The organism is Sphingomonas sp., assembly GCF_017304635.1.
In the GTDB taxonomy this organism is placed as follows: Bacteria; Pseudomonadota; Alphaproteobacteria; order Sphingomonadales; family Sphingomonadaceae; genus Sphingomonas.
The window spans coordinates 348280-374640 of record NZ_JAFKMA010000002.1 but is presented as its reverse complement, the minus strand read 5'-3'; the positions used below and the strand labels follow the sequence as shown (position 1 = coordinate 374640).

The following is a 26361-nucleotide window of genomic DNA, read 5'->3' as shown; positions in this document are numbered from 1 at the left end:
CCGGATCCTGCACGACGTTGAGGTACGGCCGCTCCTTGTAGAGCCAGCCCGAATGCACCCGCTTCCAGCTCTTGTCGCTCTGCTCGATGTCGAGCTGGACGAACGCGCCGGTATAATGCTCGGCCTCCCACGGCGCGGTCTGTTCGCACGCGCGCAGGCGGACGACGACGTTGCCGACCCGCGCCGCCTCGCCGGGTTTCAGCTTCAGGTCGCGCGCTTGGCCGTTACGCTTGTTGAGCAGGCCGAGCACCGCGACGCGATCCTTCATCGGCGTCGTGCCGGCCTCGGGGTTGGCGTCGCCCGACACGTCGACCGTCTCGACCCCGCCGGACACGCCGATATCGTCGAGCGAGGTCGCCGGCGGCTCGGCCGTCGCGGTCTGCTGCTGCGGCGCGGGCGCGCGCGCGACGAAATGGTCGTATCCCGCCCAGCCCAGCGCGCCGACCCCCGCCAGCGCCGCCGCGATGCCGACGACGCGGCGCGTGTTCATTCGTCGGGCGTCCAGGCTTCGTAATCGCCCGTCGCCGCCGCGCGCCGCCCGCCCTTTTCGAGAGCGCCCGGCGGGCGATAGGCCAGCGCAGTACCGGTCAGGTTGGGCACGGCGGGCTTCTCCCACCGCCGTTGCGGCGGCAAGGCGCGGTCGGGCACGTCGTCGATCTGGTGATGGAGCCAGCTGAACCAGTCGGGCGGCACCCGGCTCGCATCGTTCGCGCCGACATAGATCACCCAACGCCGCGGCCGCCCCGCGGTATCGCGCCCGCCCTCGTAATAGACGTTGCCGAGCTCGTCCTCCCCGACCTTGGTCTTGCCGATCAGGCCGAGCATCGTGCCCCAGCTCGCGCCGGTCCACCAGGTGAAGGGATTGAGGTTGATACTCATGAGCGAGCGATTAGCCGGGGGGCGGGACGAGGGCAAGCGATGGTGGCGGAGTGACGAGGGACCGCGCGATGTCGTACGCTGGGACAATGGCGGGTAACGACCCAATGGTAGACGGTGCGAGAGGCTGCTGCGTTTTTTATTTCTGTTTGACGAACGTGAAATCCGCGTCGTCATCTAACCCGGTTAGATGCATCGACTTGGCCTCGCCGATCGCTGGCTGTGCCATGCTGTTGTCATTGAAATGGACGAACACAAAGGTGCCGCCGAACTTAACGGCATTGCCGCTGACACCGATGCCCTCACTCACATTTATCATACGGCCAAATTTGTCCTCCGCTACAACGTAGTGAGCCAACCTGCCACCTGCTTTGATAATTCCGTTCTTTAGAACAAGTGGCCCGCAACATGCGTTCGTATAGGTGCCATCAGCCCACTCCGCTGTCGGCGGGATATGACGAGGCGAAACCGCATATATCAGGCCGAACACAAACAGCATTCCAGGGATGAGCACTAAACTGCTCCACCTCGCCAACGAGGCCAGCAGTTCTTCGTCAGCACCTCGTGCGGGCATGGCCATGGCGATAGGTTGCCGCATGACGGTTTGAAGAGCAACGTCCGCAATCCACCCAACTGCCGCAATGCCCAGCGCCGCCGTGCGCCCGACACCCACCGTTGACTTTCCCGCCTTCCCTCCGTATCGGCGCGCCTTCGCTTGGGGACGGCTTGCCGCCCGCTCGCGTTACCGTCCGAGACAGCAGGTGCGGGTTTCCCGCTTAATGCCCTGCCTAGACGGGGAATGGAATTTACCGCTCGCGCGTCCATGCGCGGTCGGACTGCCGCTTCTCCATGACGAGCGCGGCCAGGCGCCATGCCCCTTGATCGACGGAAAATCTGGCCGCGCGGGTCCGCCCGTTCGGCTGTGTTGAACCGGGGAGGCGTAAGCTTCCCCAAACGTGGAGAATGGCATGGATCGTGCTCAAAAGGCCGCGGCCGTTGCCGATCTCAAGCAGACCTTCTCCGAGGTTGGTGTGGTGGTCGTCACCCGCAACCTCGGCCTGACCGTCGCGCAGTCGACGCAGCTCAGGACGAAGATGCGCGAGGCCGGTGCGACCTACAAGGTCTCGAAGAACAAGCTTGCCAAGATCGCGCTCGACGGCACCGACTATCTCTCGCTGGGCGACCTGCTCACCGGGCCGGTCGGTCTCGCCACTTCCATCGACCCGGTCGCCGCCGCCAAGGTGGTGGTCGACTTCGCCAAGACGAACGACAAGCTCGAAATCGTCGGCGGCGCGATGGGCGCGACCTCCCTCGACGTGAACGGCGTCAAGGCGCTGGCGACGCTGCCGTCGCTGGATGAACTGCGTGCCAAGATTGTCGGCCTGCTGGTGGCGCCCGCCACCAAGCTCGCGACGATCGCGCAGGCTCCGGCGGCCCAGATCGCGCGTGTCCTTGCGGCGCATGCGGAGAAGGAAGCAGCCTGATTATCGGGCGCTTTGGTTTTTGACAGAAACGAGGGGCCGACGTGCCCGAATTGGAGATTGAACATGGCAGACCTGAACGCGCTGGTTGACCAGCTGAGCGAACTGACCGTCCTCGAGGCTTCCGAGCTCTCGAAGCTGCTCGAAGAGAAGTGGGGCGTTTCGGCCGCCGCTGCGGTTGCGGCCGCGCCGGCCGCCGGTGGCGCCGGCGGTGGCGCTCCCGCCGCCGAAGAGAAGACCGAATTCGACGTCATCTTGACCGGCGACGGCGGCAAGAAGATCAACGTCATCAAGGAGGTCCGCGCGATCACCGGTCTCGGCCTGACCGAGGCGAAGACGCTGGTCGAGTCGGCCCCAAAGGCCGTCAAGGAAGGCGTCAACAAGGACGAGGCCGAGAAGATCAAGAAGCAGCTGGAAGAAGCCGGCGCGACCGTCGAGCTCAAGTAAGCCGCTGGCGTGGAGACGATTTAGCAAACGCTAAATCGCACCACGCAAGGCCGGCCGGCGGGTCGCTCCGCGACCCGACCGACGTGACGGGATTAATTCCCGTCACGGCTTACCAGGCCAAAGGAAAGGGCGACCTCCCACCCCGGGAGGCCGCCCTTTTCTTCTTCCCCGACCCACCGTCCCACCGATAGACAGATTAACCACCAAATCAGTGGACGACGCCGCCCCGCGCGATTAACGCGCCGTTAAGACAGAAAAGGGGTCGCGTAATGAAGAACTTATCGATCGCCGCGGCGGCGCTGATGGCGCTCACGCCGATGACGGCCGATGCCGCCACGTTCGTCCTGCACGCCGGCACGCACGATGCCTTCAACGGCGAAGAGATCGCGTACGACGCGCTGCTCACCACCGACGATGCGGTGTCGACCAACGACGGCGATTATTATGAGATCACCGGGGCGACGGGCACGGCGACGTACAGCGGGCTAACCGCGACGATCGCTGGCGTGTTCGGCAATTTCACGCTGAATGCCGGCAACCTCGTCTCGATGAACGGCAACTTCATGCTCGACGGCTATTTCGGTTTCGGTTCGATCCAGAAGGGCGATCTGTTCAATTTCATCGCGGTCAGCGAAGTCGGCGGCCCGCTGGAAACGCTGACCATCACGCCGCAGGTCGACAGCGCCGTGCCAGAGCCGGCGACCTGGGCGTTCCTGATGCTCGGCTTCGGTGGGATCGGTGTCGCGCTGCGTCGCCGTCCAGCGGTGCGCGCTCGCGTCCGCTTCGCCTGAACGTAGACGGTCGATGGAGGGGCCGCCGGTCGCAAGCCGGCCGCCTCTTTGTCGTGCCAGTGCCGTCGATCGGCTCGTAGCTGCGTTCGCTTAGATGGCCGCCGCTTTAACTCTCTTGCAACGTCATATGGTTACCATGGCGTCATGCAGGAAGCGGAACGCGTCGCCACGTTGAAGAGCTACGGCATTCTCGACACGCCGAACGAGCCCGATTTCGATCGCCTGGTCCGGGCGATGGCGCATTCCTTCGGCGTGCCGCGCGCGCTGATCTCGTTCATCGACGACGACCGCCAATGGTACAAGGCGCGGGTCGGTGTGGCGGCGACGTTCGTCCCCCGCGCGATCTCGTTCTGCACGCACAGCATCGGCACCGACGCCGTGACGGTCACGCTCGACGCCCGGCTCGATGCCCGCTTCTGCGACAATCCGTTCGTTGCCGAGGATGGCGGCGTGCGTTTCTATGCTGCCGCCCCGATCAAGGCGCCCAACCGCGCCCGGATCGGCACGGTCTGCGTGTTCGACAGTTCCCCGCGCGAAGCGATGGTCCAGGCCGATCTGGACAAGCTGCCGGTGTTCGCCGACCAGGTCAGCGCGTTGCTCGAACGCCGCCGGATGACCGCAAAGCCCAACTGAGCCGACGCCGCCGACGTCAGACGACCTTCCGCGCCGCCACGCGCGGATGCATTTGCGGCCCACCGTCGAGGCGGAACGGCGCCATCTTCGCCCCCTCCCCGCGATCGATGCCGATCATGTAGGCGGCATTGACGCTGCCCGGCGCGCCGACATTCTCGCCCCAGCGATACTCCGCCTTCATCGCCAGCACGGGCACGAACCAGGGCTGACCCTCGATCGTCATCACGTTGACCTGCTCGCGCGCCAACAGCGCCATGCCGGTCAGCTCGATCTCGCTGTTGGGCTGCAGGTCGAACGGCGCGGCCGCGGGCTGGTCGATCGGGGTGGCGAAGATACTTTGCAGGTCCTGCGTCTGGCGGGCGCTGGCGCTCAGCATGAACATCGCGAACCGCACGTCGCGCACCGGCACGCCGCCGGCGTTGCGGACTAGCACGCGATAATCGACCGCCGCGCTGGTGACGTTGGTGCCGGCGCGCTTGGGCTGGAGCACGATCTCGACCTGCGGCTCGCCACTGGCGGCGGCGGGGCTGCGTGGACGAAGCGGTACGGTAAGGAAGCTGGTCGCCGGCTCGGGCGGCGGCGCGGGTTGCGGGGCCAGCGGCGGCGCAGGTGGTGCGACGGGCGATGGCGGGGGCGGCGTGCGGACAACGATCGGCTCGGGCGTGGCGGCCCGACGCCGTGGGCGGCGGAACAGGAACCAGGATGCCGCGCCCAACGCGGCCAGCGCCGCCACGATCGCCAGCCAGCCCTCGGTCGGTATGCCGCCTGGCACCGCGACCGGGGACGGCGTCGCTTCTGGCAGCGGCGTCGCGGTATCGCTCGGCACCGGCGCCGGGATCGCGGCGGCCGGCGTCGGCGTGGCGGTGGGGGTCGGCGCGGCGGTCGGCGTCGAGCCGGGCGTCGGAGTCGGCGAAGGCGTCGCGCGCGGCGTCGGCGTGGCGCGCGGGGTCGGGGTCGGTCGCGGCGTGCTGCTGGCGCTGGGCGTGGGTGTCGGACGTGGCGGCGCGGCGCTGGGCGTCGCACTGGGTGTCGGGGTCGGCAACGGCGCGACCACCGGGCCGGAGGTCGGGGTCGGCGTGGGCGTCGGGCGCGTCGACGGCGGCAGCGAGAACGGCACGTTAGGCACGCTCTGCGGCGCCGCGCTGTTGGTCTGCGCCGCCGCCACGCCCGGACCCAGCGCCGCCGTCGCCAGCACCGCCACCCTCACCTGCCACCCGAAACCCGTCATCGCACCCACATCTATTCCGCTTTGGCTGAACCGCTGACAACCGCCAGCGCCAATCGCTCCGGCAATCCTCCACCGTGCCGCTAGCGCCGCGCGCTTCGCCTATGCGGATCGGCGGACCCCGGGACAAGCCCGGGGCGACGACGTCTCAGTGGATCACCTGCGCCGGTGCGAGCGGCACGACCGGCAACCACACCCGGCTCGGCGTCGCACCGCCGCGCATCAGCGTGATCGTCGCCTTCTGATAGTCTCCCGCCTTCGCATAGAAGATGTTCGGCACATATTTCTGCGGGTTGCGATCGTAGAGCGGGAACAGCGTCGACTGCACCTGCACCATGATGCGGTGGCCCGGCTGGAAGACGTGGTTCACCATCGGCAGGCGGAACTTGTATTCCTGCACCTGGTTAGCCGGGATCGCAGAGGGGTTGCTGAAGCTCTTGCGATAGCGCCCACGGAAGATGTCGAGGCTGACCGCCAGCTGGTACCCGCCCATCTTCGGGTCGGTCGCATTCTCCGTCGGATAGACGTCGATCAACTTCACGACGAAATCGCCGTCGGTCCCGGTCGTCTTCGCGAACAGGTCCGCGATCGGCGCGCCCGACACTCGCACCGCCTGCTCGAGTACCGGCGTTTCGTAGGTCATCACGTCGGGCCGGCCGTCATAGCTACGCTGGTCCTGCACCAGCCAGTCGCCCCAGCGCCCATCGTTGAAATTGACCGGACGCGGCAGATGCGGCACCGGCTTGGCGGGATCGGAGACGTAGCTGTCGCCGCCCGCCGTCTGCTTGCCGAAACCGAGCATGCCGTCCTCACCGAAATTGATCGGCGTCAGCGGCGAGGGGCACCCGCTCTCGCACGCCAGCGGCCACTGGCTGAAGCGGTCCCAATGGTTCTCGCCGGTATTGTAGATCGTCGCCGCGGGCGGCGTCACCGCCGGGCCATCCTTCAGGTAATGGTTGAAGAACGGCAGGATCATGTCCTCGCGATACTGCATCGCGGTGTCGCCATCCCACTTGAACGGCCCCAACTCGTAGCCGACGCGGTTGATCTGGCTGTGCCGCCACGGCCCCATCACGATGAAGTTGTTCGACGCGTGGCCGGCGCCGGTCAGCGCTTCGTAACTGTGGATCGCGCCCCACATGTCCTCCTGGTCCCACAGCCCCTGCTCCCAGATCGTCGGCACGTCGGACGGGCTCTTCGCCAGCAGCTTGTCGAGTGCCTGGCCCGACCAGAAGCCGTCATAGGCCGGGTGCATCGACATGCGCGTCCAATAGGGCAGCTGGTCGTAGCCCGACTTCTTCGCCCAGTCCCCCGCCGAGGCGATCTCGCGGAAATTGTCGTAATCGTCCCAGCCGCCGGTCGAGGGCGCCTTGCCGTCGCCCTTGTACCCGGTCTGCGCGCCGAGCCAGGCGATGTTGGCCAGGCGGAAGGCGCCGTAGTGGAACCAGTCGTCGCCCATCCAGCCGTCGACCATCGGGCTCTGCGGTGCGGCGACCTTGAGCGCGGGGTGCGGGTGGAGCAGCGCCATCACCACGGTGAACCCCTCGTACTACGACCCGATCATCCCGACGCGCCCATTCGATTCGGACAGGTTCGCCTTGTTCACCAGCCAGTCGATCGTGTCGTATGCGTCGGTCACGTGATCGACCTTGGTCGGATTGAGCGGGCCGATGACAGGCCGCGTCACGACATATTCGCCCTCCGACCCGTATTTGCCGCGAACGTCCTGATAGACGCGGATATAGCCGTTGCGCACGAACCCTTCGTCGGCGAGCGGCAGCGTGCGGAGCATCGACGGATCGCTGGCGCTGCGCGTCGCGCGACCCTTCGCGTTGTAGGGCGTCCGCGTCAGCACGATCGGTGCGTTGACCGCGCCCTTCGGGATCACGATCACGGTGTAGAGCTTCACGCCGTCGCGCATCGGGATCATCACCTCGCGCTTGACGTAATCGGCGACGCCACGCTCGGGCGGGGTGAACTTCGCCGGCACGTCGCCGCCCTTGGGCGACCACATCGGTGCATTTCGGGGCGCATCCTGCGCGACGGCGGGGGTGAGCGCGAGCGCAGCGACCGACAGAAAAGCGAGCGTCTTGAACATGCTGAGGCGGCTCCGGCGAGGAAGAGAATGCGCCGTTCTAGGCCGCTACAGCACAACCGCGCAATGGCGCCGATGCGACGACGCCCGCCCCGTTCTCCCGGGACGGGCGCCATCGTCAGGTCAGCGCGGCGTTACGCGTGTTGCGGTTCGCCGTGGAGTTCGGCCGCGACATTGTCGTGCATCGACGCGCGGGCGAGTTCGATCGGCTCCAGCGCCCCGCCCTCCTCGGGCTCGACGCCGATCTCGAACGAGGCGGAGGTGCGACCCTCGCTACCGTCGGCCAGCGTGTAGCGCGCATCGGCGACGACGATCGGGCGGAACGACGCGGGCAAATTCTCGCCCATGTCGGACTTGAGCAGCGCCAGCGTCGCATCGACGCGCGTCCCCTCGCCCGGCTTAATCGTGACCGGGTCGGTGGTCGCCTCCGCCGGCGGATCGACCAGCAGGCGCTCCATCTCCGTCCCGCTCGGATCGCCGGACAGCAGGAAGGTCGAGATGCGGACGTCCTGCGCCGGAACCGAGCCGGCATTGCCGACGGTCAGTTCGATCTCGACCAGAGCCTCGTCGACGTTGGTGCCGGCGCGGACCGGGCGCATCGCGAATTCGAGCCACGGACGCTCGGCGACCGCCGCGGCGCCGGCGGTCAGCGCGGCGACGTCCTCGTCGGCGACCTTGCTGACTTCGACATCCTCGGCAGCGGCAGCGACCGGCTCGATCGTGGCGGCGGGTTCGGCGGCGCGGAGATATTCCGGCTCCTTGCGCGGCGCTGCGGCCAGCGGCGCGGCCGCGACCGGGGCGACTGCGACGGGCTCCTCGACGACCGGGGTCTCGGCAACGGGCGCGACATACGGCTCTTCGACATAGGTCGGTTCGTCATAATATTCTTGCTCGACGCGGCGGCGACGCAACGCCGCGATCGCGCCGGCAATGATCGCGAGCACCGCGATCGCCCCGGCGATCAGCGCCCAGGTCGGAATGCCGTTCGACGTCGTCGTCTGCGTGGTCGCGGCCGACTGCATACCGGCGGCGGGCGTGGTGTCAGCCGGCGTCGCCGTGTCGGCGGTGGAGGATGCGGGAGTCGAAGTCGTGGTGGTCGATGAGGTCGATGACGTTGCCGGAGCCGCGGTCGCCGCCGGTTGCGACGGCGTGGTCTTGGTGGCGGTGGTGGTGGAGGTCGACGCGCTGCGCACCGGTGCACGCTCGGTCGAGCGGGTCGCCGTCGTCGAGCGCGTGGCGGTCGTCCGCGTCGAGCGGGCGACCGGCGCGGCGGTCGGCTCGTCGCTAGTGGCCGGCGGCGCCGTCGTGGCGCTGTCCGGCACGGTCGGCACGACGGGCGGGATCGGCACCGTCACGGTTTGCGGCGGCGTCACGACAGGCTGAGCAGTCTGCGGCGTCGCGTCCTGCGCTAGAGCAGGGATGGAGACGAGCGCGGTGGCGGCGAAGAACGGCGCCAGTGCGCGGGCGAAGCGTTTGTTTTTCGCTTGGGTCATAACGCGGACTCAATGAATGGAACCCGAGTCCGGTTCCTTGCCCAGGTTGCCCGATACTTTAGCCGGACGGTGCGATTGCCGCGATAATCGACGGTTTTTCAGGCGATTCCGCCGCCGAATCGATCGATGACTTTTTTGTGGCAAAGCGCGCATCGACCTGGCGCCGGCGGTTTGACAAATCCAACACAGCACCTATATCCGCCGCTCCACCACAGCTTTCGGGAAATGATGCGGCGTCGCGCACCGCGTCGGGCGAATGGGAAGCTGATCGGTCAACTCGACGCTGGAAAGCTGCTGTCCCCTCTCGAAAGAAAGGATCGGACGAGCGGCTTTTTTGCGTCGGTTCGCGTGCCTGACCCCGGAGGTTCCGGGGCCGAATTCTAGGCTGACGAGGCAAGATAAAACATGGCGACCAAGGCGATCGACCCGTCGATGAAGGCGGCTGCGGCCACCGCGAAGCGACGCATCCGCAAGGTGTTCGGCAACATCCACGAAGTGGTGCAGATGCCGAACCTGATCGAGGTGCAGCGCGAAAGCTACGAGCAGTTCCTGCGCTCCGACCCGTCGATCGGCTACGTCTCCGGCCTCGAGAAGACGCTGCGCAGCGTGTTCCCGATCCGCGATTTCGCCGGCACCGCCGAGCTCGATTTCGTGAATTACGAGCTTGAGCCGCCGAAGTTCGATACCGAGGAATGCCGCCAGCGCGGCATCACGTACGCCGCTCCGATGCGCGTCACCCTGCGCCTGATCGTGTTCGAAGTGGATCCGGATACGGAAGCCCGCTCGGTGCTCGATATCAAGGAGCAGGACGTCTACATGGGCGACATGCCGCTCATGACCGAGAACGGCACCTTCATCGTCAACGGTACCGAGCGCGTCATCGTCAGCCAGATGCACCGCTCGCCGGGCGTGCTGTTCGACCATGACCGCGGCAAGACCCACGCCTCGGGCAAGTACCTCTTCGCCGCGCGCGTGATCCCGTATCGCGGCTCGTGGCTCGACTTCGAGTTCGACGCGAAGGATATCGTCAACGTCCGTATCGACCGCAAGCGCAAGCTGCCGGTGACGGCGTTGCTGTACGCGCTCGGCCTGAACTCGGAAGAGATCCTCAACTATTTCTACAACCGCGTCACCTTCCTGCGCGGCCCCAACGGCTGGCAAATTCCGTTCGCGGCCGAGAACTGGCGCGGGCAGAAGCCGCTGTTCGACATCATCGACGCCAAGTCGGGCGAGGTTATCTTCCCGGCCGGGCAGAAGATTTCGCCGCGCGCCGCGAACAAGGCGGCCAAGGACGGCCTCGAGACGCTGCTGATCCCGACCGAGGAAATCTTCGGCCGCTACAGCGCCTATGACCTGATCAACGAGACCACCGGCGAGATCTATATCGAGGCGGGCGACGAAGTGTCGGCCGAGAACCTCGAGAAGCTCGACAAGGCGGGCATCGATCGCATCGAGCTGCTCGACATCGACCATGTCTCGACCGGTCCGTGGATCCGCAACACGCTCAAGGCCGACAAGGCCGAGGAGCGCGAGCAGGCGCTGTCCGACATCTATCGCGTGATGCGCCCTGGCGAGCCGCCGACGCTGGAGACGGCGGAAGCGCTGTTCGCCGGCCTGTTCTTCGATCCCGATCGCTACGACCTGTCGGCCGTCGGTCGCGTCAAGCTCAACATGCGCCTCGACCTCGATGCCGAGGACACCGTCACGACGCTCCGCACCGAGGATATTCTTGCGGTGGTCAAGACCCTGGTCGACCTGAAGGACGGCAAGGGCGAGATCGACGACATCGACAATCTCGGCAACCGCCGCGTGCGTTCGGTCGGCGAGCTGCTCGAGAACCAGTATCGCGTCGGCCTGCTCCGCATGGAGCGCGCGGTGAAGGAGCGCATGAGCTCGGTCGACGTGTCGACCGTCATGCCGAACGACCTCATCAACGCGAAGCCGGCGGTCGCCGCGGTGCGCGAGTTCTTCGGCTCGTCGCAGCTGTCGCAGTTCATGGACCAGACCAACCCGCTCTCAGAAGTGACGCACAAGCGTCGCGTTTCGGCGCTCGGGCCGGGCGGCCTCACCCGTGAGCGCGCGGGTTTCGAGGTTCGCGACGTCCACCCGACCCACTATGGCCGCATCTGCCCGATCGAGACGCCGGAAGGCCCGAACATCGGCCTCATTAACAGCCTCGCGTCGTTCAGCCGCGTCAACAAGTACGGCTTCATCGAGACGCCATATCGCCGCGTCGTCGACCAGAAGGTCACCGGCGAAGTGGTCTACTTGTCGGCGATGGAAGAGGCCAAGCACACGATCGCGCAGGCGAATGCCGAGATCGACCGTGACGGCAAGCTGACCGAGGAGTTGATCTCCGCGCGTCAGGCGGGCGAGTTCCTGATGGCGCTTCCCGAGAACATCACGCTGATGGACGTTTCGCCCAAGCAGCTGGTGTCGGTCGCCGCGTCGCTGATCCCGTTCCTGGAGAATGACGACGCCAACCGCGCGCTGATGGGCTCGAACATGCAACGCCAGGCGGTGCCGCTGGTCAAGGCCGAGGCGCCGTTCGTCGGCACCGGCATGGAAGAGACCGTGGCCCGCGATTCGGGCGCCGCGATCGCCGCGCGCCGCTCGGGCATCGTCGACCAGGTCGACGCGACCCGCATCGTCGTTCGTGCGACCGGTGAGGTCGATGCCGGCAAGTCGGGCGTCGACATCTATACGCTGATGAAGTTCCAGCGCTCGAACCAGTCGACCTGCATCAACCAGCGGCCGCTGGTGAAGGTGGGCGACGTGGTCAATGCCGGCGACATCATCGCCGACGGCCCGTCGACCGAGTTCGGCGAGCTGGCGCTGGGCCGCAATGCGCTCGTCGCGTTCATGCCCTGGAACGGCTACAACTACGAGGATTCGATCCTCATCAGCGAGCGCATCGTCAAGGACGACGTCTTCACCTCGATCCATATCGAGGAGTTCGAGGTCATGGCCCGCGACACCAAGCTCGGGCCGGAGGACATCACCCGCGACATCCCGAACGTCGGCGAGGAGGCGCTGCGCAACCTCGACGAGGCGGGCATCGTGTATATCGGTGCCGAGGTCGAGCCGGGCGACATCCTGTGCGGCAAGATCACGCCGAAGGGCGAGAGCCCGATGACGCCGGAAGAGAAGCTGCTCCGCGCGATCTTCGGCGAAAAGGCGTCGGACGTGCGCGACACGTCGCTGCGTCTGCCGCCGGGCGTCGCCGGGACGGTCGTCGAGGTGCGCGTGTTCAACCGCCACGGCATCGACAAGGACGAGCGCGCGATGGCGATCGAGCGCGAGGAGATCGAGCGCCTGAAGAAGGACTCGGACGACGAGCGCACCATCCTCAACCGCGCGACCTGGTCGCGCCTGCGCGAGATGCTGCTCGGCCAGACCGCGACCGCCGTGCCGAAGGGCGGCCCCAAGAAGGGCGCCGAGATCGACATGGAAGCGCTCGACAGCGTCGACCGTCACGAATGGTGGAAGTTCGCCGTCGCCGACGACAAGGTCCAGAGCGACCTGGAGGCGGTCAAGCAGCAGTATGACGACGCCGCCAAGCTGATCCGCGAGAAGTTCGAGGATCGCCGTGAGAAGCTGGAGCGTGGCGACGAGCTGCCGCCCGGCGTGCTCAAGATGGTCAAGGTCTTCGTCGCGGTGAAGCGCAAGCTGCAACCGGGTGACAAGATGGCCGGCCGTCACGGCAACAAGGGCGTCATCAGCCGCATCCTGCCGGTCGAGGACATGCCGTTCCTCGCCGACGGGACGCCGGTCGACCTGGTGCTCAACCCGCTGGGCGTGCCGAGCCGCATGAACGTCGGGCAGATCTTCGAAACCCATCTCGGCTGGGCCGCGCGGCAGCTCGGCCAGCAGGTCGGCGTGGCGCTCGAGGAGTGGCGCGAGGCGAACCCGGACGCCAAGGGCGGCGCGATGCCGGCCGCGGTCAAGGATCGCCTGAAGGAGATCTATGGCGAGCATTACGCCGCCGAGATCGACGCGCGCGACGCCTCGGAGATCGTCGAACTGGCGCAGAACCTGAAGCCCGGCGTGCCGATGGGCACCCCGGTGTTCGACGGCGCGGTCGAGGCCGACGTGTCCGACATGCTGAGCCTCGCGGGGCTCGACACGTCGGGCCAGTCGGAGTTGTTCGACGGCCGCACGGGCGACATGTTCGACCGCAAGGTGACCGTGGGTATCATCTACATGCTGAAGCTCCACCACCTGGTCGATGACAAGATCCACGCGCGTTCGATCGGGCCGTACAGCCTCGTCACCCAGCAGCCGCTGGGCGGCAAGGCGCAGTTCGGCGGCCAGCGCTTCGGCGAAATGGAGGTCTGGGCGCTGCAAGCGTACGGCGCTGCCTACACGCTGCAGGAGATGCTGACGGTGAAGTCCGACGACGTGGTCGGCCGCACCAAGGTCTATGAGGCGATCGTCAAGGGCGACGACACGTTCGAGGCGGGCATTCCCGAGAGCTTCAACGTGCTGGTCAAGGAAATGCGCTCGCTGGGTCTCAACGTCGAACTCAAGAACGACGAGACCGACCCTGACGCGCTGCCCGAGGCGGCGGAGTAACGCTCGTTGCCCAGCGCGACTGAATCAAAAAGTGGCAAGAGCCGGTTCGCTAGAGCCGACTTGGCCCTAGGTTTGATCCTTATCGTGCTGGGCATCGCGGACCTTACTGATCCCTTCGGGTATCAGCACAGGTTCTGGCTCGACGTGATGATGCTGGGTTTTGGCTCGATCCTACTGGCGAGCTTTACAGTGTCCGCGCTGTGCCACCGACTGATCAAGTAACCCTTTCAGAGGGACTGAAAAATGAACGAACTGACCAACTTCGCGAACCCGGTGGCTAAGCCGGAGACCTTCGACCAGATCCAGATCGGCATCGCGTCCCCGGACCGCATCCGTTCGTGGTCGTTCGGCGAGATCAAGAAGCCCGAGACGATCAACTATCGCACGTTCAAGCCCGAGCGTGACGGCCTGTTCTGCGCGCGCATCTTCGGTCCGATCAAGGACTACGAATGCCTGTGCGGCAAGTACAAGCGCATGAAGTACAAGGGCATCGTCTGCGAGAAGTGCGGCGTCGAGGTCACCGTCTCGAAGGTCCGCCGTGAGCGGATGGGCCATATCGAGCTCGCCGCGCCGGTCGCGCACATCTGGTTCCTGAAGTCGCTGCCGAGCCGCATCGGCTTGCTGCTCGACATGCAGCTCAAGCAGCTCGAACGCGTGCTCTACTTCGAGGCGTACATCGTGATCGAGCCGGGCGTGACCCCGCTTGAGCGCTACCAATTGCTGACCGAGGACGAGCTCCTCGAAGCGCAGGACGAATATGGCGAGGACGCCTTCACCGCCGGCATCGGCGCCGAGGCCGTCCGCATCATGCTCGAGAATCTCGACCTGGAGGGCGAGAAGACCGCGCTGCTGGAAGAGCTGGCGACGACCAAGTCGGAACTGAAGCCCAAGAAGATCATCAAGCGCCTGAAGGTCGTGGAGTCGTTCCTGGAGAGCGGCAACCGGCCCGAGTGGATGATCCTGGAAGTCGTGCCGGTCATCCCGCCCGAACTGCGTCCGCTGGTGCCGCTGGACGGCGGCCGCTTCGCGACGTCGGACCTCAACGACCTGTACCGCCGCGTCATCAACCGCAACAACCGCCTGAAGCGCCTCATGGAGCTGCGCGCGCCAGACATCATCGTCCGCAACGAAAAGCGCATGCTGCAGGAAGCGGTCGACGCGCTGTTCGACAACGGCCGTCGCGGCCGGACGATCACCGGCGCCAACAAGCGTCCGCTCAAGTCGCTGTCCGACATGCTGAAGGGCAAGCAGGGCCGCTTCCGCCAGAACCTGCTCGGCAAGCGCGTCGACTATTCGGGCCGTTCGGTCATCGTGACCGGTCCGGAGCTCAAGCTGCACCAGTGCGGCCTGCCGAAGAAGATGGCGCTCGAGCTGTTCAAGCCGTTCATCTACGCGCGCCTCGACGCCAAGGGTCTGTCGATGACCCTCAAGCAGGCGAAGAAGTGGGTCGAGAAGGAGCGCAAGGAAGTCTGGGACATCCTGGACGAGGTGATCCGCGAGCACCCCGTGCTGCTTAACCGTGCGCCGACGCTCCACCGCCTGGGCATCCAGGCGTTCGAGCCGGTGCTGATCGAGGGCAAGGCGATCCAGCTCCACCCGCTCGTCTGCTCGGCGTTCAACGCCGACTTCGACGGCGACCAGATGGCCGTGCACGTGCCCTTGAGCCTCGAAGCGCAGCTGGAAGCGCGCGTCCTGATGATGTCGACCAACAACATCCTGTCGCCGGCGAACGGCAAGCCGATCATCGTGCCGTCGCAGGACATGGTGCTGGGCCTCTATTACCTGTCGATGCAGAAGGAAGGCGAGCCCGGCGAAGGCATGTTGCTCGCCGACATGACCGAGGTGCACCAGGCGCTGAACGCCGGGGCGGTGACGCTGCACACCCGCATCACCAGCCGCGTGCCGCAGACCGGTGAGGACGGCGTCGAGCGGATGGTGCGCTACGAAACCACCCCGGGCCGCATGCTGCTCGGCGAGACGCTGCCCAAGTCGCACAAGGTGCCGTTCGAGACGGTCAACCGCCTGCTGACCAAGAAGGACGTCACCGACGTCATCGACGAGGTCTATCGCCACACCGGCCAGAAGGAGACCGTGCTGTTCGCCGACGCGATCATGGCGCTCGGCTTCCGCCACGCGTTCCGCGCCGGCATCTCGTTCGGCAAGGACGACATGATTATCGCGCCGGACAAGGACAAGCTGGTCGACGAGACCCGCGAGCAGGTGAAGGACTTCGAGCAGCAGTATCAGGACGGCCTGATTACGCAGCAGGAGAAGTACAATAAGGTGATCGACGCCTGGTCGCGCTGCGGTGACCAGGTCGCGAACTCGATGATGAACGAGATCAAGGCGGTGCGGAAGGACCCGGAGACGGGCCGCGAGCTGCCGATCAACTCGATCTACATGATGGCGCACTCGGGCGCCCGCGGGTCGCAGGCGCAGATCAAGCAGCTCGCCGGCATGCGCGGCCTGATGGCGAAGCCGTCGGGCGAGATCATCGAAACGCCGATCATCTCGAACTTCAAGGAAGGTCTGACCGTCCTCGAATACTTCAACTCGACGCACGGCGCCCGCAAGGGTCTGGCGGACACGGCGCTCAAGACGGCGAACTCGGGGTATCTCACTCGCCGCCTGGTCGACGTGTCGCAGGATTGCGTCGTGATGGAGGAAGATTGCGGCACCGAGCGGATGCTCGAAATGCGCGCGATCGTGCAGGGCGGTTCGACGATCGCCTCGCTCGGCGAGCGTATTCTAGGCCGCACCACCGCGGAGGACGTGGTCGATCCGAAGACCGGCAAGGTCGTCATCGCGTCGGGCACCCTGCTCGACGAGCCGATGATCGCGCAGATCGAAGCGATCGGCATCCAGGCGATGAAGATCCGCTCGCCTCTGGTCTGCGAAGCCAAGATCGGCGTCTGCGGCAAGTGCTATGGGCGTGACCTCGCGCGCGGGACGCCGGTCAATATCGGCGAAGCGGTCGGCGTGATCGCGGCGCAGTCGATCGGCGAGCCGGGCACGCAGCTGACGATGCGCACCTTCCACATCGGCGGCGCGGCGCAGCTCAACGAAACGTCCAACCTGGAAGCGCATGCCGACGGTACGGTCGAGTTCCGCGACCTTCGCCTGATCGAGGATCAGCGCGGCCGCCGCGTCGTGCTCAGCCGCTCGGGCGAGATCGCGATCAAGGACATGGACGGCCGCGAGCTGTCGGTCGATCGCATTCCGTACGGCGCCTATGTCATGTTCGACGACGGCCATATCGTCTCCAAGGGCGATCGCATGGCCGAGTGGGATCCGTTCACCATGCCGGTCATCACCGAGACGGGCGGCACGGTGAAGTATCAGGACCTGGTCGAAGGCAAGACGCTGACCGAGCAGACCGACGAAGCGACCGGTATTGCCCAGCGCGTCGTCACCGAGTTCCGCGCCACCACCAAGTCGAAGGAGGATCTGCGTCCCCGCCTGACGCTGACGGGTGCGGATTCGAGCGAAGCCGCGCGCTACATGCTGGCGCCGGGCGCGGTGCTGTCGGTCGATGATGGCGCTACCGTCCAGGCCGGCGACGTCGTCGCCCGTGTCGCTCGCGAGTCCGCCAAGACCCGCGACATCACCGGCGGTCTGCCGCGCGTCGCCGAACTGTTCGAGGCGCGCGTGCCGAAGGAGGCGGCGATCATCGCCAAGGTCTCGGGCCGGGTCGTGTTCGGCAAGGACTACAAGGCCAAGCGCAAGATCGGCATCCAGCCGGACGATGGCGGCGAGGTCGTGGAGTATCTGGTCCCGAAGTCGAAGGTGATCGACGTCCAGGAAGGCGACTACGTCAAGCGTGGCGACAACCTGATCGGCGGCTCGCCCAACCCGCACGACATCCTCGAGACGCTGGGTGTCGAGCCCCTAGCCGAGTATCTCGTCGCGGAAATCCAAGAAGTCTATCGACTCCAGGGCGTGAAGATCAACGACAAGCACATCGAGACGATCGTTCGCCAGATGCTGCAGAAGGTCGAGATCACCGACGGCGGCGACACCACGCTGCTGAAGGGCGAGCAGGTCGATCGCGCCGAGATGGACGAGACCAACGCCAAGCTAGAGAAGAAGCAGAAGCCGGCGGAAGGCAAGCCGATCCTGCTCGGCATCACCAAGGCGTCGCTGCAGACCCGCAGCTTCATCTCGGCGGCGTCGTTCCAAGAGACCACCCGCGTCCTCACCGAGGCGGCGGTCCAAGGCAAGCAGGACACGCTGATCGGCCTGAAGGAGAACGTCATCGTCGGTCGTCTCATCCCCGCCGGGACCGGCGCGGGCATGAACCGCCTGCGCGTGGCCGCCTCCAGCCGCGACGCCGCTTCGCGCGCGCAACAGCGGGCGCTCCAGGCCGCGTTCACCGCTCCGGAATCGGCGGCGGAAGAGCATGCCGCGGAACTGGCGCGCGACGTTCGTGACGCCGAAGGCACCGCCGACGCGCTGGCAAAGGTGACGCCGAGCGGCCACGGCACCGATGCGGACGCCGGCGAGTATCTGAACGACGCCGAGTGATCGGCGCCGTCGGCGCGCATCGCTGAACAAGGAACCGCCGTCCGGACCATTCCGGGCGGCGGTTTTTTTCGGCCTTGGGCACCCCCGCGCCGCGCGGCCGGATGCCGGCGCCGTCCCGCGATGGCACTGTTGTTAACCTTCCCCGCCAGGCCGGACCGCTTGCAAACGGCACTGATTCCTTTACGGAAGATTAACGATCGGGACTAAACCTACGGGGGATTGCCATGAAGAAGGTTCTTGTTGCGGCGGCGATGATTCTCACGCCAGCGGTGGCCAATGCGGCGCCGATCTACCTCGATTTCGAGAATATCGCGCCCTATCCGAACAATAACAACGTTTCGATCGGCGACTATTACAATGGCGGCACGTCGAGCATCGGCACGTCGGGCACCAATTACGGCGTCCAGTTCACCACCGGCGCGACCCTGCTTTGCCTCAACACGGCCGGCACCACCTGCTCGAACACCTCGCGCGGCGGTCAGGGCATCAGCACGTCCCAGTTCGGCGCGCTGTATTTCCCGTCGGCAGGCGCCACGATGAACGTTGCGGCTGGTTTCAACACCGGCTTTGCCGGCGTCTATTCCAACCCGTTCGGTTCGGCGACGACCGTCAACATCTATTCGGGTCTGAACGGCACCGGCACGCTACTCGCGACCACGTCGCTCGGCTCGACCGGCACGGGTACGTGCAACACCAACATCTCGGGTGGCGCGGCTTATTGTCCGTTCAACAACTTCTCGCTCGGCTTCAGCGGCACGGCGATGTCGGTCGTGTTCGGCGGCACCGTCAATCAGCAGGTGTTCGACGACTTCACCTTCGGTTCGACCACGGTCGGCGGTGCGGTTCCCGAGCCGGCGACCTGGGCGATGATGATGCTCGGGTTCGGCGCGCTCGGCGGCATGCTCCGCCGCCGCTCGGTGACCGCCGCGCGCGTTCGCTTCGCGATCTGACGCGAACCAACGCTACGACGACAAACACCGCCGTCCGGGAATGCCCGGGCGGCGGTTTTGTTTTGTCTGTTCGATAGCGGTCGGCGCTACGTGATGAGTAACCGGACGCCCTATTCGCTAACCGTCACCGCCACCTCTTTCTCGACCACTGCGATGAACGGGCTGCCAGCGGGAATACGAACGGTGTGCCCCGTAAAGAACAGCGGGTTGAGCACGAACGAGGCGACCTCCCCTTCCGACATGCCGACCTGCCGCGTGTTGCCACCCCGCAGCCGGACGATCGCCTTACCGATGCGCATGTAGAGCGGTCGGATCACCAGCTTGCCCGACATACCCGCCGCACCGCGATCGCGCGCATCGGTTACCTGGCCGACGACAGGCGTCCCCATCGGCACCACGACAGTGCCGTCGATCACGACATCAGCCGCCGTGACGAAATCGACCAGTTCGCCCATCACCTGCTTCGCGCTGGACAGTGGCCTGACGGTCGCCAGCGGCACCTCCTGCCCGGCCTTGATCGCCACCTGCCGCGCATCGGCCGGGAACGACGCCATGAGCGATGCCATCGTCAACAACGCAGCGTGGCGCTTCATTTGACCGCCGATCGATCGGCGACCGCATCGACCGCGTGCGGCACAGGGCCGGCCATCTCGAGCGCCACCGGCGCGGACACGAAGCCCATGACGATCTCGCCAGCCTTGATTTTGGCGTTGTTGCCGCGCGCGAACAGGCCGAGCACACCCGCCATCAGCACCGCGGCGCCGGCCGAACCGGCCCCCGTCCCCTTCGCCTTGACATCTCCTTCCAGCGGCACCTGCGCCTCGCCGACCTGAAGATAGAGCAAGTGCCCGGTCATTTGGCCCGACTTGCCGAGCCCACCGGCATCGCGCGCGCTCGTGATCTCGCCCCACGCCCAGGCGCCGACCGGCACGACGACGCGACCGTCCACCTCGATCGCGCGATTGACCCGCAGCTTGAAGCGAGAGCCGGCATGGACGTTGGCGGTGGTGACTTCGGTCACCGCCATCAGTTCGACGGGCGTATCGGTCGGGATGGTGACGATCGTCGGCTTGACCGGGACGATTGCGGCCGATGCCACGACCGGTACCGTTACGATGGGCGTGACGGCCACGGGCACCGGCGCGGCTGTCTGCCCGGCGGCCAGCGCCGCCATCAATGAAATCGCGATCATGATGCTCCCCCTTGAACTGTCGCATGCTGCCACGAACCAAGTCGCCGGGGCAATACGTTGCGAGCGGCGATGAAATCGGCCAATCTCGGCCACGGTCGCGGGTCCAAGCGACCGAATCAAAGGGGGTTCGATCAATGAAGGTTTTGAAGATCACGCTGGCGCTTGCGCTGGCGGCGGCTGCGACGACCGCTATGGCGAAGGACGATCCCAAGAAATACGTCATCGTCAACGAAGAGATGGGCGTCCCCGTCTTTCCGTACGACATCACCGACCGGCCCTATACGGTGATCGGCGAAGTAAAGGCGGGTGTGCGCAAGGCGACGATCTTCAGCAAGGAAGCGTCGCAGAAGAAGATCTACCACGAACTGTGGGAACGTGCGGAAAAGATGGGCGCAGATGCGGTCATCAAGGCCAGTTACGGCAATTCGCACGTCACCGCGTTCAGCTGGGGCAAAACCAACGCGACCGGCACCGCGATCAAGTTCACCGGCCCGGCGACGACCGCCGGCAAGTAAGCGCCGACGCCAAATTGATGCGGGCCGGTGGAGCGATCCGCCGGCCCGTTCTGGTTTACCGCCCCATTTCCACCACACGGGTCGCCAGGCGGTCGGCTTCGGCGCGGTCGTGGGTGACCATCAGGATCGGCAGGCCGAGCCGGTCGCGGATGTCGAGGATCGCGCGTTCGACTTCGGCGGCGCGAGCGCGGTCGAGCGAGGCGGTGGGCTCGTCGAGCAGCAGGAAGGCGGGGTCGCTGAGCAGCGCACGGCCGATCGCGACGCGCTTCGCCTCGCCCCCCGACAATGTCCGCGGCCAGCGATCGAGCAGATGCGCGATGTCGAGCAATTGCGCGACGACGTCGATCATCGTCTCCTTCGCACCGGCGTAGCGCAGGTTGCCCGCCACGCGCAGGTGCGGGAACAGGCGCGGTTCCTGGAAAACGTAGCCGGCGCGGCGTTGCTCCGGGCGCAGGTCGGTGCCCATGTCGAACAGCGTTACGCCGCCGACACGGATATGCCCGCGATCCGGCGTCAGCAGCCCGGCGACCATGTTGAGCACGCTCGTCTTGCCGATACCCGAGGGGCCGAACAGGACCGTTAGTCCTTCCCCCGCCGCCAGTCGCAGCGCGATGTCGACGTCGCCGACCCGCTTGGCGAGGTCGAGGTCAAACGCCATGGACCTGCCCCACCCGCATCCGCCGCGCAAGCAGCTCGGACGCGATCAGCGCGACCAGCGCGACGCCGACCGACAGCGCCGACAGCCGCAGCACGATCGCGTCGCCGTCGGGCCGCTGCAACGCGGCGTAGATCGCGAGCGGCAGCGTCTGCGTTTCCCCCGGCACGTTCGACACGAAGGTGATCGTCGCGCCGAACTCGCCGAGCGAGCGCGCGAAACCGAGTACCGCGCCCGCCAGCACGCCGGGCAGGCTCAGCGGCAGCGTGATCGTGCGGAACGTCCGCCAGCGCCCGGCGCCGAGCGTGCGCGCGACATTCTCCAGCCGGCGATCGACCGCTTCGATCGACAAGCGGATCGCGCGCACCATCAGCGGCAACGCCATCACGCCTGCTGCGATCGCGGCGCCGCTCCACTTGAACAGCACATCGATGCCGAGCCGACCGAGCGGCCCGGCCGGCGCGAACGCGAGCAGCAGCAGCCATCCGGTCACCACCGGCGGCACCACCAGCGGCAGGTACACGATCGCCTCGAGCAGGATCTTGCCGCGAAACCGTCCCCGCGCGAGCAACCACGCTAGCGCGAACGCGATCGGCAGCGTCGCCCCGGTCGCGACCAGCCCGACCTTGAGCGACAGCGCGACGATGCTCCATTCGTCAGCGGTCAAACGTCACCGGCTGCGCGGGGTGGAAAAGCCGTAGCGCGCGAACACCGCGCGACCGGTCGCGGACAGCAGGAAGCGACGGAACCCCTCCCCTTGCGGATTGGTCGACACCGCGATCCGCGCGATCGGGTAGACGATCGGCGGATGGCTCGTCGCGGGGAAGATCCCGGCGACGCGTACTTTGGTCGAGGCCTTGGCGTCGGTCAGGTAGACGATCCCGAACGGCGCCGCGCCGCGTTCGATCAGCGCCAGCGCGGCGCGGACGTTTTCCGCTCGCACGACGCGCGATGCGACGACGTTCCACGCACCGAGCTTTTGCAGCGCCGCCTTGCCGTACTTGCCGGCGGGCACGCTGTCGGGATCGGCCATCGCCAGTGCGGCGCCCCCCAGCACGCGCGCCAGCGCCGCGCCGCCGAGCGGGATCCGACTATGCCTGCCCGCCGCCTCCACCACGACGAGCCGGTTGCCGACGAGATCGGCGCGGGTGCCGGGCGCGAGCAGCTTCTTCGCCGCCAGCACATCCATCCATTCCTCGTCGGCCGACACGAACAGATCGGCCGGCGCCCCCGCCTCCACTTGCCGCGCGAGGGTCGAGGATGCGGCAAACGAAATGACCGGGCGCGGATGCCCTGCCCGCGCCCAGGCATCGGCGGCGGCGGTCATCGATTCCTGCAACGACGCGGCGGCGAGCACGACCGGGGCCGTGGGCGCCGGCGCGGCGCCGACCGCCAAGGCCGCGACACCGGCGAGCACCAGACGACGGGAAAGACGAGCAAGCATCCCAGCGGCATACATCGCCGCCGGTCGCCGCACTACTCCTCGTTCGCGCCAGAGATCAGGCCGCCCGTCCCGATCCCGCCGTCGCCCGGCCCGTCCGCGCGAGCTTGCCCCAGCCGACGCTCGGCCCGCGCACCGCCTGGGTGATCGCCTTCAGCACGACATAATACATGATCTGGCGATACCCGACGCGCTGCGGCACCAGCAGCCACAGCAGCCGCCACTTCTCCCGCCGCTCCAACGCGAAGGCGATGATCGCGGACAGCATGTCGATCGCGGTGAAGATCAGCCAATAGGCCAGCATCTTCTGCACGTCGCCTTCGGTCTGCGCCCAGCCATGCGCCTGGATCGCGAGCCAGGTGGTGATGAAGCTGATGATGAGCGCGAGGTCGATGATCGGACTGATCGCCGCCAGCACGATCTGGAACGTGATCGCCTGCGGCACGCCGATGAACGCCAGCCCGCGCGGTTTGCCGGTGCGCAGGATGCGGCCGTGCTTCCACAGGCATTGCAGCGTGCCGTACGCCCAGCGAAACCGCTGCTTGGCGAGGCCGCGGAAGCTCTCGGGACTTTCGGTCCAGGCGACGGCATATTGGTCGTAGGTCACGTGCCAGCCGGCCCGCTGGATCGCGATCGTCAGGTCCTGGTCCTCGGCGAGCGTGTCGTGCGGATAGCCGCCGACCTCGCGGATCGCCGCCAGCCGCCACGCGCCGACCGCGCCCGGCACCACCATCATCGCGCCCAGCCCGGCGAGCGCGCGGCGTTCCAGGTTCTGCGCGGTGACGTATTCGAGCGCCTGCCACCGAGTGACGACGTTGACGCGGTTGCCGACCTTGGCATTGCCCGCGACCGCGCCGAGCTTCGGATCGACGAACCAGCGCGCCAGCCGCGCGATCGTGGTCGGTTCGAACTGGGTGTCGGCGTCGAGCGCGATGACGATCTCGCCCTTGGCCAGCTCCAGCCCCTCGTTGAGCGCCCGCGCCTTGCCGCCATTCTTCAGCGTCAGCAATCGGACGCGGGGATCGTCGCCGAACTTCTCGGTCACGATGGCGCTGGTCGCGTCCTTCGACCCGTCGTCGATCACGATCACTTCGATCCGCACGTCGGTCGAGGCGAGCACGGTGCGGACCGAGCGTTCGATCACGCGCTCCTCGTTGAACGCCGGGATCATCACGGTCACGAAGCGGTCGGGATCGATCGCCGGAAACACTGTCCGGCCCTCGCGTCGCGCCTGGATCAAAGCCAGCGCCGACAGCAGCAGCGCGCGCAGGATGCCGATCGAGATGGCGAAGGTGAAGATCCACCCCAGTGCGGTGACGATCGCACCCAGCGTGCCGAACAGGAACAGGTCGATCTCCGCCGCGGTGCGGTCGCTGGCGGAGATCGGCGGCATTGCGACGTCGCGGCTGATCCCGGCCAGGTCGGAGACGGGCACGAACGTGTAGCCCATAGCCCGCAGCCGATCGATGATGACCGGCAACGCCTCGACCGTCTGGGCGCGGTTGCCGCCAGCGTCGTGGAGCAGGACGATGTTGTGGCTGCAATTCGTATTGTCGCCGCCGACGCAGCCCGTATTGCCGAGCTTCACGCCGTTGATGACATTGTCGATGATCGCCTGCACGCCCGGCCGCTGCCAGTCCTCGGCGTCGACGTGGAGGCCGACCGAGATGTAGCCGCGCTTCTGCGCTTGCAGGACCGGCCCGATTTCGTCGGCGGTGGTCGGTTCGGCGTCGCCGAAATAGGGCGCGCGGAACAGCTTGAGCGAGCGCCCGGTGAACGCCTGGAACAGCCGCTGCGTGGCGTTGAGCTGGAGGTCGGTCTGGGTATCGGACGCGCCGGCCAGGTTGGGGTGGGTGTAGGTGTGGCTGCCGACCTCATGCCCCTCCGCCACCATGCGATTGAGCAGGCCGCGCTCGGTCAGCGCATTCTCGCCGACGATGAAGAAGGTGGCGGGGACATGCTCGCGCTTCAGGATGTCGAGGATCTGCGGCGTCCACGTCGAATCGGGCCCGTCGTCGAACGTCAGCGCGATCTTGGTCGGGCTGTAGCCGCTGCGCTCGATCACGTACTGGCTGGGCAGCTTCTCGAAATCGACCGCGGCGATGGTGCCGTCGCGCGCGGTCATCACCGTGCGATGGCCGTCGGCCGGGGTCGCCGCGATCCGCAGGATCTCGCCCGCGCCTTCGATGTCGATGTCCGTCCCCATCGGGATCGTATCGATGACCGAAGCCGCCGGCAGCGTCGGGTACGACCGGCCGAAGATCGACCAGAGACCCGGATCTTCCGCGCCCAATCGCCACAGCGCGACGCCGCCGATGCCGGCGCGGCGGAGGAACGCGATCTGGTTGTAGGCGGACGCCGCGTCAAGGAACCAGACGACGTTGCGCTTGCCGTCGTCGCCTTCGTACGCGAAACCCGAATTGCCGCTCGCCTTGTCGAACACCGGCACCGTGTCCGAATCGCGCGCGGCCTGCCACGCTTCCTCGACCGTCACCGGATCGCCGCCGCCGGGATACCAGTGATAGCCGTAATTGCCGATCGTCACGACCAGCTTGTCGGCGGGCACGCCGCGCGCGGCGTCGGCGACCGACTTGGCGAACCACGACTGCGACGCGACCGGGCCCGGCTCGCCCGAATTCTCGTGCTCGTCATATGCCATCAGGAAGACACGATCGACGATCTTCGCATAATCGGCGATCTTCCACGCCGGGTCGCCGACCGGCACCGCCATCGCGATCACCCAGCCATGGCGGTCGAAGCGTGTATTCGCCTCGCGCATGAAGGCGAGATAGTCGGCCTGCGACGACGGCGGCAATTGCTCGAAATCGAAGAAGGCGCCGCCGCTATGGTTGGCGACCAGCCACGGTTCGAGCCAGTCGAGGAATTTCTTGCGCAGCTTCGGGTCGTGCAGCATCGCGGCGATGCCGGTCGGGTCCCACACGCCGTTCTGGATGTTGGCGACCATCGGCAGGATCAGCGGCCGCCGCGTCGCGCCGTTGATGACCGCGCGCCCGGCGGTGTCGGGGTCGGTGGTGATCTGGTGGTTCGGCCCCGTCACCGACACCCAGCCCGGAATCACCCAGTCGAGCTCGTTGATGTGCCGGCGCAGCGAATCGGCCGAGGCCGAGTCCCACGGCACGTGGAAGGCGATCGCCAGCGGCACGTTGCCGGCGCTCTTCGCGACCTGTCGCCGGGTCGTGCCAGTGATCCGGCGCGCATACCAGTCGATCGTCCGCCGTGTGCGGTCGAGCAGCGTGTCGTGTGGCGGCGCCAGCTTGTGCTGTTCGGGATGTTCCGCGCTGATCGGCAGCAGCGGCTGCGGGACGACGAGCCCGATCGAGGCGGCGAACAACGTTGCCGAGATCAGCAGTAGTCCGACGAACGCGATGACCGCGACCAGGAAACGGCGCCGCCGCCGGCCGGAGGGATCGTAGAATACGGGTCTGCCGGTTTCCGCCATCGCGGTCG

Annotated in this window: 21 protein-coding genes and 2 pseudogenes; 10 read left to right on the top strand and 13 right to left on the bottom strand. The window is 66.6% G+C overall.

Annotation, left to right across the window (positions count from 1 at the left end):
* Window positions 1-34: 34 nt before the first annotated feature.
* The 3 genes and pseudogenes from J0I47_RS08880 to J0I47_RS08870 all read right to left on the bottom strand — a co-directional run.
* A pseudogene (locus J0I47_RS08880) lies at window positions 35-268 on the bottom strand (DUF2155 domain-containing protein); the annotation flags it as partial.
* A gap of 218 nt (window positions 269-486) precedes the next feature.
* Window positions 487-879, bottom strand: coding sequence for an NADH:ubiquinone oxidoreductase subunit NDUFA12 (locus J0I47_RS08875; protein WP_294046477.1), 393 nt, complete (start codon window positions 877-879; stop codon window positions 487-489).
* A 136-nt stretch (window positions 880-1015) separates the two neighbouring features.
* Window positions 1016-1549 carry a hypothetical protein gene (locus J0I47_RS08870; protein WP_294046475.1) on the bottom strand — a complete coding sequence of 178 codons (534 nt, stop codon included), beginning with the start codon at window positions 1547-1549 and terminating at the stop codon, window positions 1016-1018.
* A 295-nt stretch (window positions 1550-1844) separates the two neighbouring features.
* On the opposite strand from J0I47_RS08870, the gene rplJ reads away from it, so the two are divergent.
* The 4 genes from rplJ (at window position 1845) to J0I47_RS08850 (ending at window position 4228) form a co-directional block, all read left to right on the top strand.
* Window positions 1845-2360, top strand: a complete 516-nt coding sequence (rplJ, locus tag J0I47_RS08865; protein WP_294046473.1) for a 50S ribosomal protein L10 — start codon at window positions 1845-1847, stop codon at window positions 2358-2360.
* A gap of 63 nt (window positions 2361-2423) precedes the next feature.
* Entirely contained in the window at window positions 2424-2804 is a 381-nt protein-coding gene (gene rplL / locus J0I47_RS08860) for a 50S ribosomal protein L7/L12 (RefSeq protein ID WP_294046471.1), read from the top strand.
* Window positions 2805-3073: 269 nt separating this feature from the next.
* The gene (locus J0I47_RS08855; RefSeq protein ID WP_294046469.1) at window positions 3074-3595 is read left to right on the top strand and encodes a PEPxxWA-CTERM sorting domain-containing protein; all 522 of its coding nucleotides are present in this window, start codon (window positions 3074-3076) and stop codon (window positions 3593-3595) included.
* A gap of 144 nt (window positions 3596-3739) precedes the next feature.
* On the top strand, window positions 3740-4228 hold the full coding sequence (locus J0I47_RS08850) for a GAF domain-containing protein (RefSeq protein WP_294046467.1): 489 nt from the start codon (window positions 3740-3742) through the stop codon (window positions 4226-4228).
* Between the two features lie 16 nt (window positions 4229-4244).
* Here the strand turns inward: J0I47_RS08850 and J0I47_RS08845 are convergent, their stop codons facing one another.
* Window positions 4245-5000, bottom strand: coding sequence for a hypothetical protein (locus tag J0I47_RS08845; RefSeq protein ID WP_294046466.1), 756 nt, complete (start codon window positions 4998-5000; stop codon window positions 4245-4247).
* Here J0I47_RS08845 and J0I47_RS08840 point away from each other — a divergent pair.
* A complete protein-coding gene (locus J0I47_RS08840) occupies window positions 4987-5493 on the top strand; it encodes a hypothetical protein (protein ID WP_294046464.1) in 507 nt (168 codons plus the stop codon). The genes J0I47_RS08845 and J0I47_RS08840 overlap by 14 nt on opposite strands.
* Before the next feature lie 108 nt (window positions 5494-5601).
* Here J0I47_RS08840 and J0I47_RS08835 read toward each other — a convergent pair.
* Both J0I47_RS08835 and J0I47_RS08830 read right to left on the bottom strand, forming a co-directional pair.
* Window positions 5602-7551: pseudogene (locus J0I47_RS08835) on the bottom strand (CocE/NonD family hydrolase).
* Window positions 7552-7682: 131 nt separating this feature from the next.
* Window positions 7683-8492, bottom strand: coding sequence for a hypothetical protein (locus J0I47_RS08830; RefSeq protein ID WP_294046463.1), 810 nt, complete (start codon window positions 8490-8492; stop codon window positions 7683-7685).
* Here J0I47_RS08830 and J0I47_RS08825 point away from each other — a divergent pair.
* Window positions 8479-8931, top strand: a complete 453-nt coding sequence (locus J0I47_RS08825; RefSeq protein WP_294046462.1) for a hypothetical protein — start codon at window positions 8479-8481, stop codon at window positions 8929-8931. The genes J0I47_RS08830 and J0I47_RS08825 overlap by 14 nt on opposite strands.
* A 168-nt stretch (window positions 8932-9099) precedes the next feature.
* Here J0I47_RS08825 and J0I47_RS08820 read toward each other — a convergent pair whose 3' ends face one another.
* A complete protein-coding gene (locus J0I47_RS08820; RefSeq protein WP_294046460.1) occupies window positions 9100-9285 on the bottom strand; it encodes a hypothetical protein in 186 nt (61 codons plus the stop codon).
* Window positions 9286-9446: 161 nt separating this feature from the next.
* Here J0I47_RS08820 and rpoB point away from each other — a divergent pair, with 161 nt between their 5' ends.
* The 3 genes from rpoB to J0I47_RS08805 all read left to right on the top strand — a co-directional run bounded on the left by rpoB (window position 9447) and on the right by J0I47_RS08805 (window position 19090).
* Window positions 9447-13616, top strand: coding sequence for a DNA-directed RNA polymerase subunit beta (rpoB, locus tag J0I47_RS08815; RefSeq protein ID WP_294046458.1), 4170 nt, complete (start codon window positions 9447-9449; stop codon window positions 13614-13616).
* A 243-nt stretch (window positions 13617-13859) separates the two neighbouring features.
* Complete coding sequence (gene rpoC / locus J0I47_RS08810) at window positions 13860-18140, top strand: DNA-directed RNA polymerase subunit beta' (protein ID WP_294046456.1); 4281 nt, start codon at window positions 13860-13862, stop codon at window positions 18138-18140.
* Window positions 18141-18364: 224 nt separating this feature from the next.
* The gene (locus J0I47_RS08805; RefSeq protein ID WP_294046454.1) at window positions 18365-19090 is read left to right on the top strand and encodes a PEPxxWA-CTERM sorting domain-containing protein; all 726 of its coding nucleotides are present in this window, start codon (window positions 18365-18367) and stop codon (window positions 19088-19090) included.
* 110 nt (window positions 19091-19200) lie between these two features.
* Here the strand turns inward: J0I47_RS08805 and J0I47_RS08800 are convergent, their stop codons facing one another.
* Window positions 19201-19683, bottom strand: coding sequence for a hypothetical protein (locus J0I47_RS08800; RefSeq protein ID WP_294046453.1), 483 nt, complete (start codon window positions 19681-19683; stop codon window positions 19201-19203).
* Window positions 19680-20282: a hypothetical protein gene (locus J0I47_RS08795; protein ID WP_294046452.1), complete on the bottom strand. Its 603-nt coding sequence runs from the start codon at window positions 20280-20282 to the stop codon at window positions 19680-19682. The genes J0I47_RS08800 and J0I47_RS08795 overlap by 4 nt, the downstream gene beginning before the upstream one ends.
* 191 nt (window positions 20283-20473) lie before the next feature.
* On the opposite strand from J0I47_RS08795, the gene J0I47_RS08790 reads away from it, so the two are divergent.
* A complete protein-coding gene (locus tag J0I47_RS08790; protein WP_294046714.1) occupies window positions 20474-20797 on the top strand; it encodes a heavy metal-binding domain-containing protein in 324 nt (107 codons plus the stop codon).
* 55 nt (window positions 20798-20852) lie between these two features.
* Here the strand turns inward: J0I47_RS08790 and J0I47_RS08785 are convergent, their stop codons facing one another.
* The 4 genes from J0I47_RS08785 to J0I47_RS08770 all read right to left on the bottom strand — a co-directional run bounded on the left by J0I47_RS08785 (window position 20853) and on the right by J0I47_RS08770 (window position 26353).
* Window positions 20853-21455 (bottom strand): ATP-binding cassette domain-containing protein, encoded by a 603-nt coding sequence (locus J0I47_RS08785; RefSeq protein ID WP_294046450.1) that lies wholly within the window; start codon window positions 21453-21455, stop codon window positions 20853-20855.
* Complete coding sequence (gene modB / locus J0I47_RS08780) at window positions 21445-22119, bottom strand: molybdate ABC transporter permease subunit (RefSeq protein WP_294046449.1); 675 nt, start codon at window positions 22117-22119, stop codon at window positions 21445-21447. Before modB ends, J0I47_RS08785 begins: the two co-directional genes overlap by 11 nt.
* A gap of 3 nt (window positions 22120-22122) precedes the next feature.
* Window positions 22123-22869, bottom strand: coding sequence for a molybdate ABC transporter substrate-binding protein (modA, locus tag J0I47_RS08775; RefSeq protein ID WP_366809948.1), 747 nt, complete (start codon window positions 22867-22869; stop codon window positions 22123-22125).
* An 82-nt stretch (window positions 22870-22951) separates the two neighbouring features.
* Window positions 22952-26353 (bottom strand): glycosyltransferase, encoded by a 3402-nt coding sequence (locus tag J0I47_RS08770; protein ID WP_294046447.1) that lies wholly within the window; start codon window positions 26351-26353, stop codon window positions 22952-22954.
* Window positions 26354-26361 lie beyond the last annotated feature (8 nt).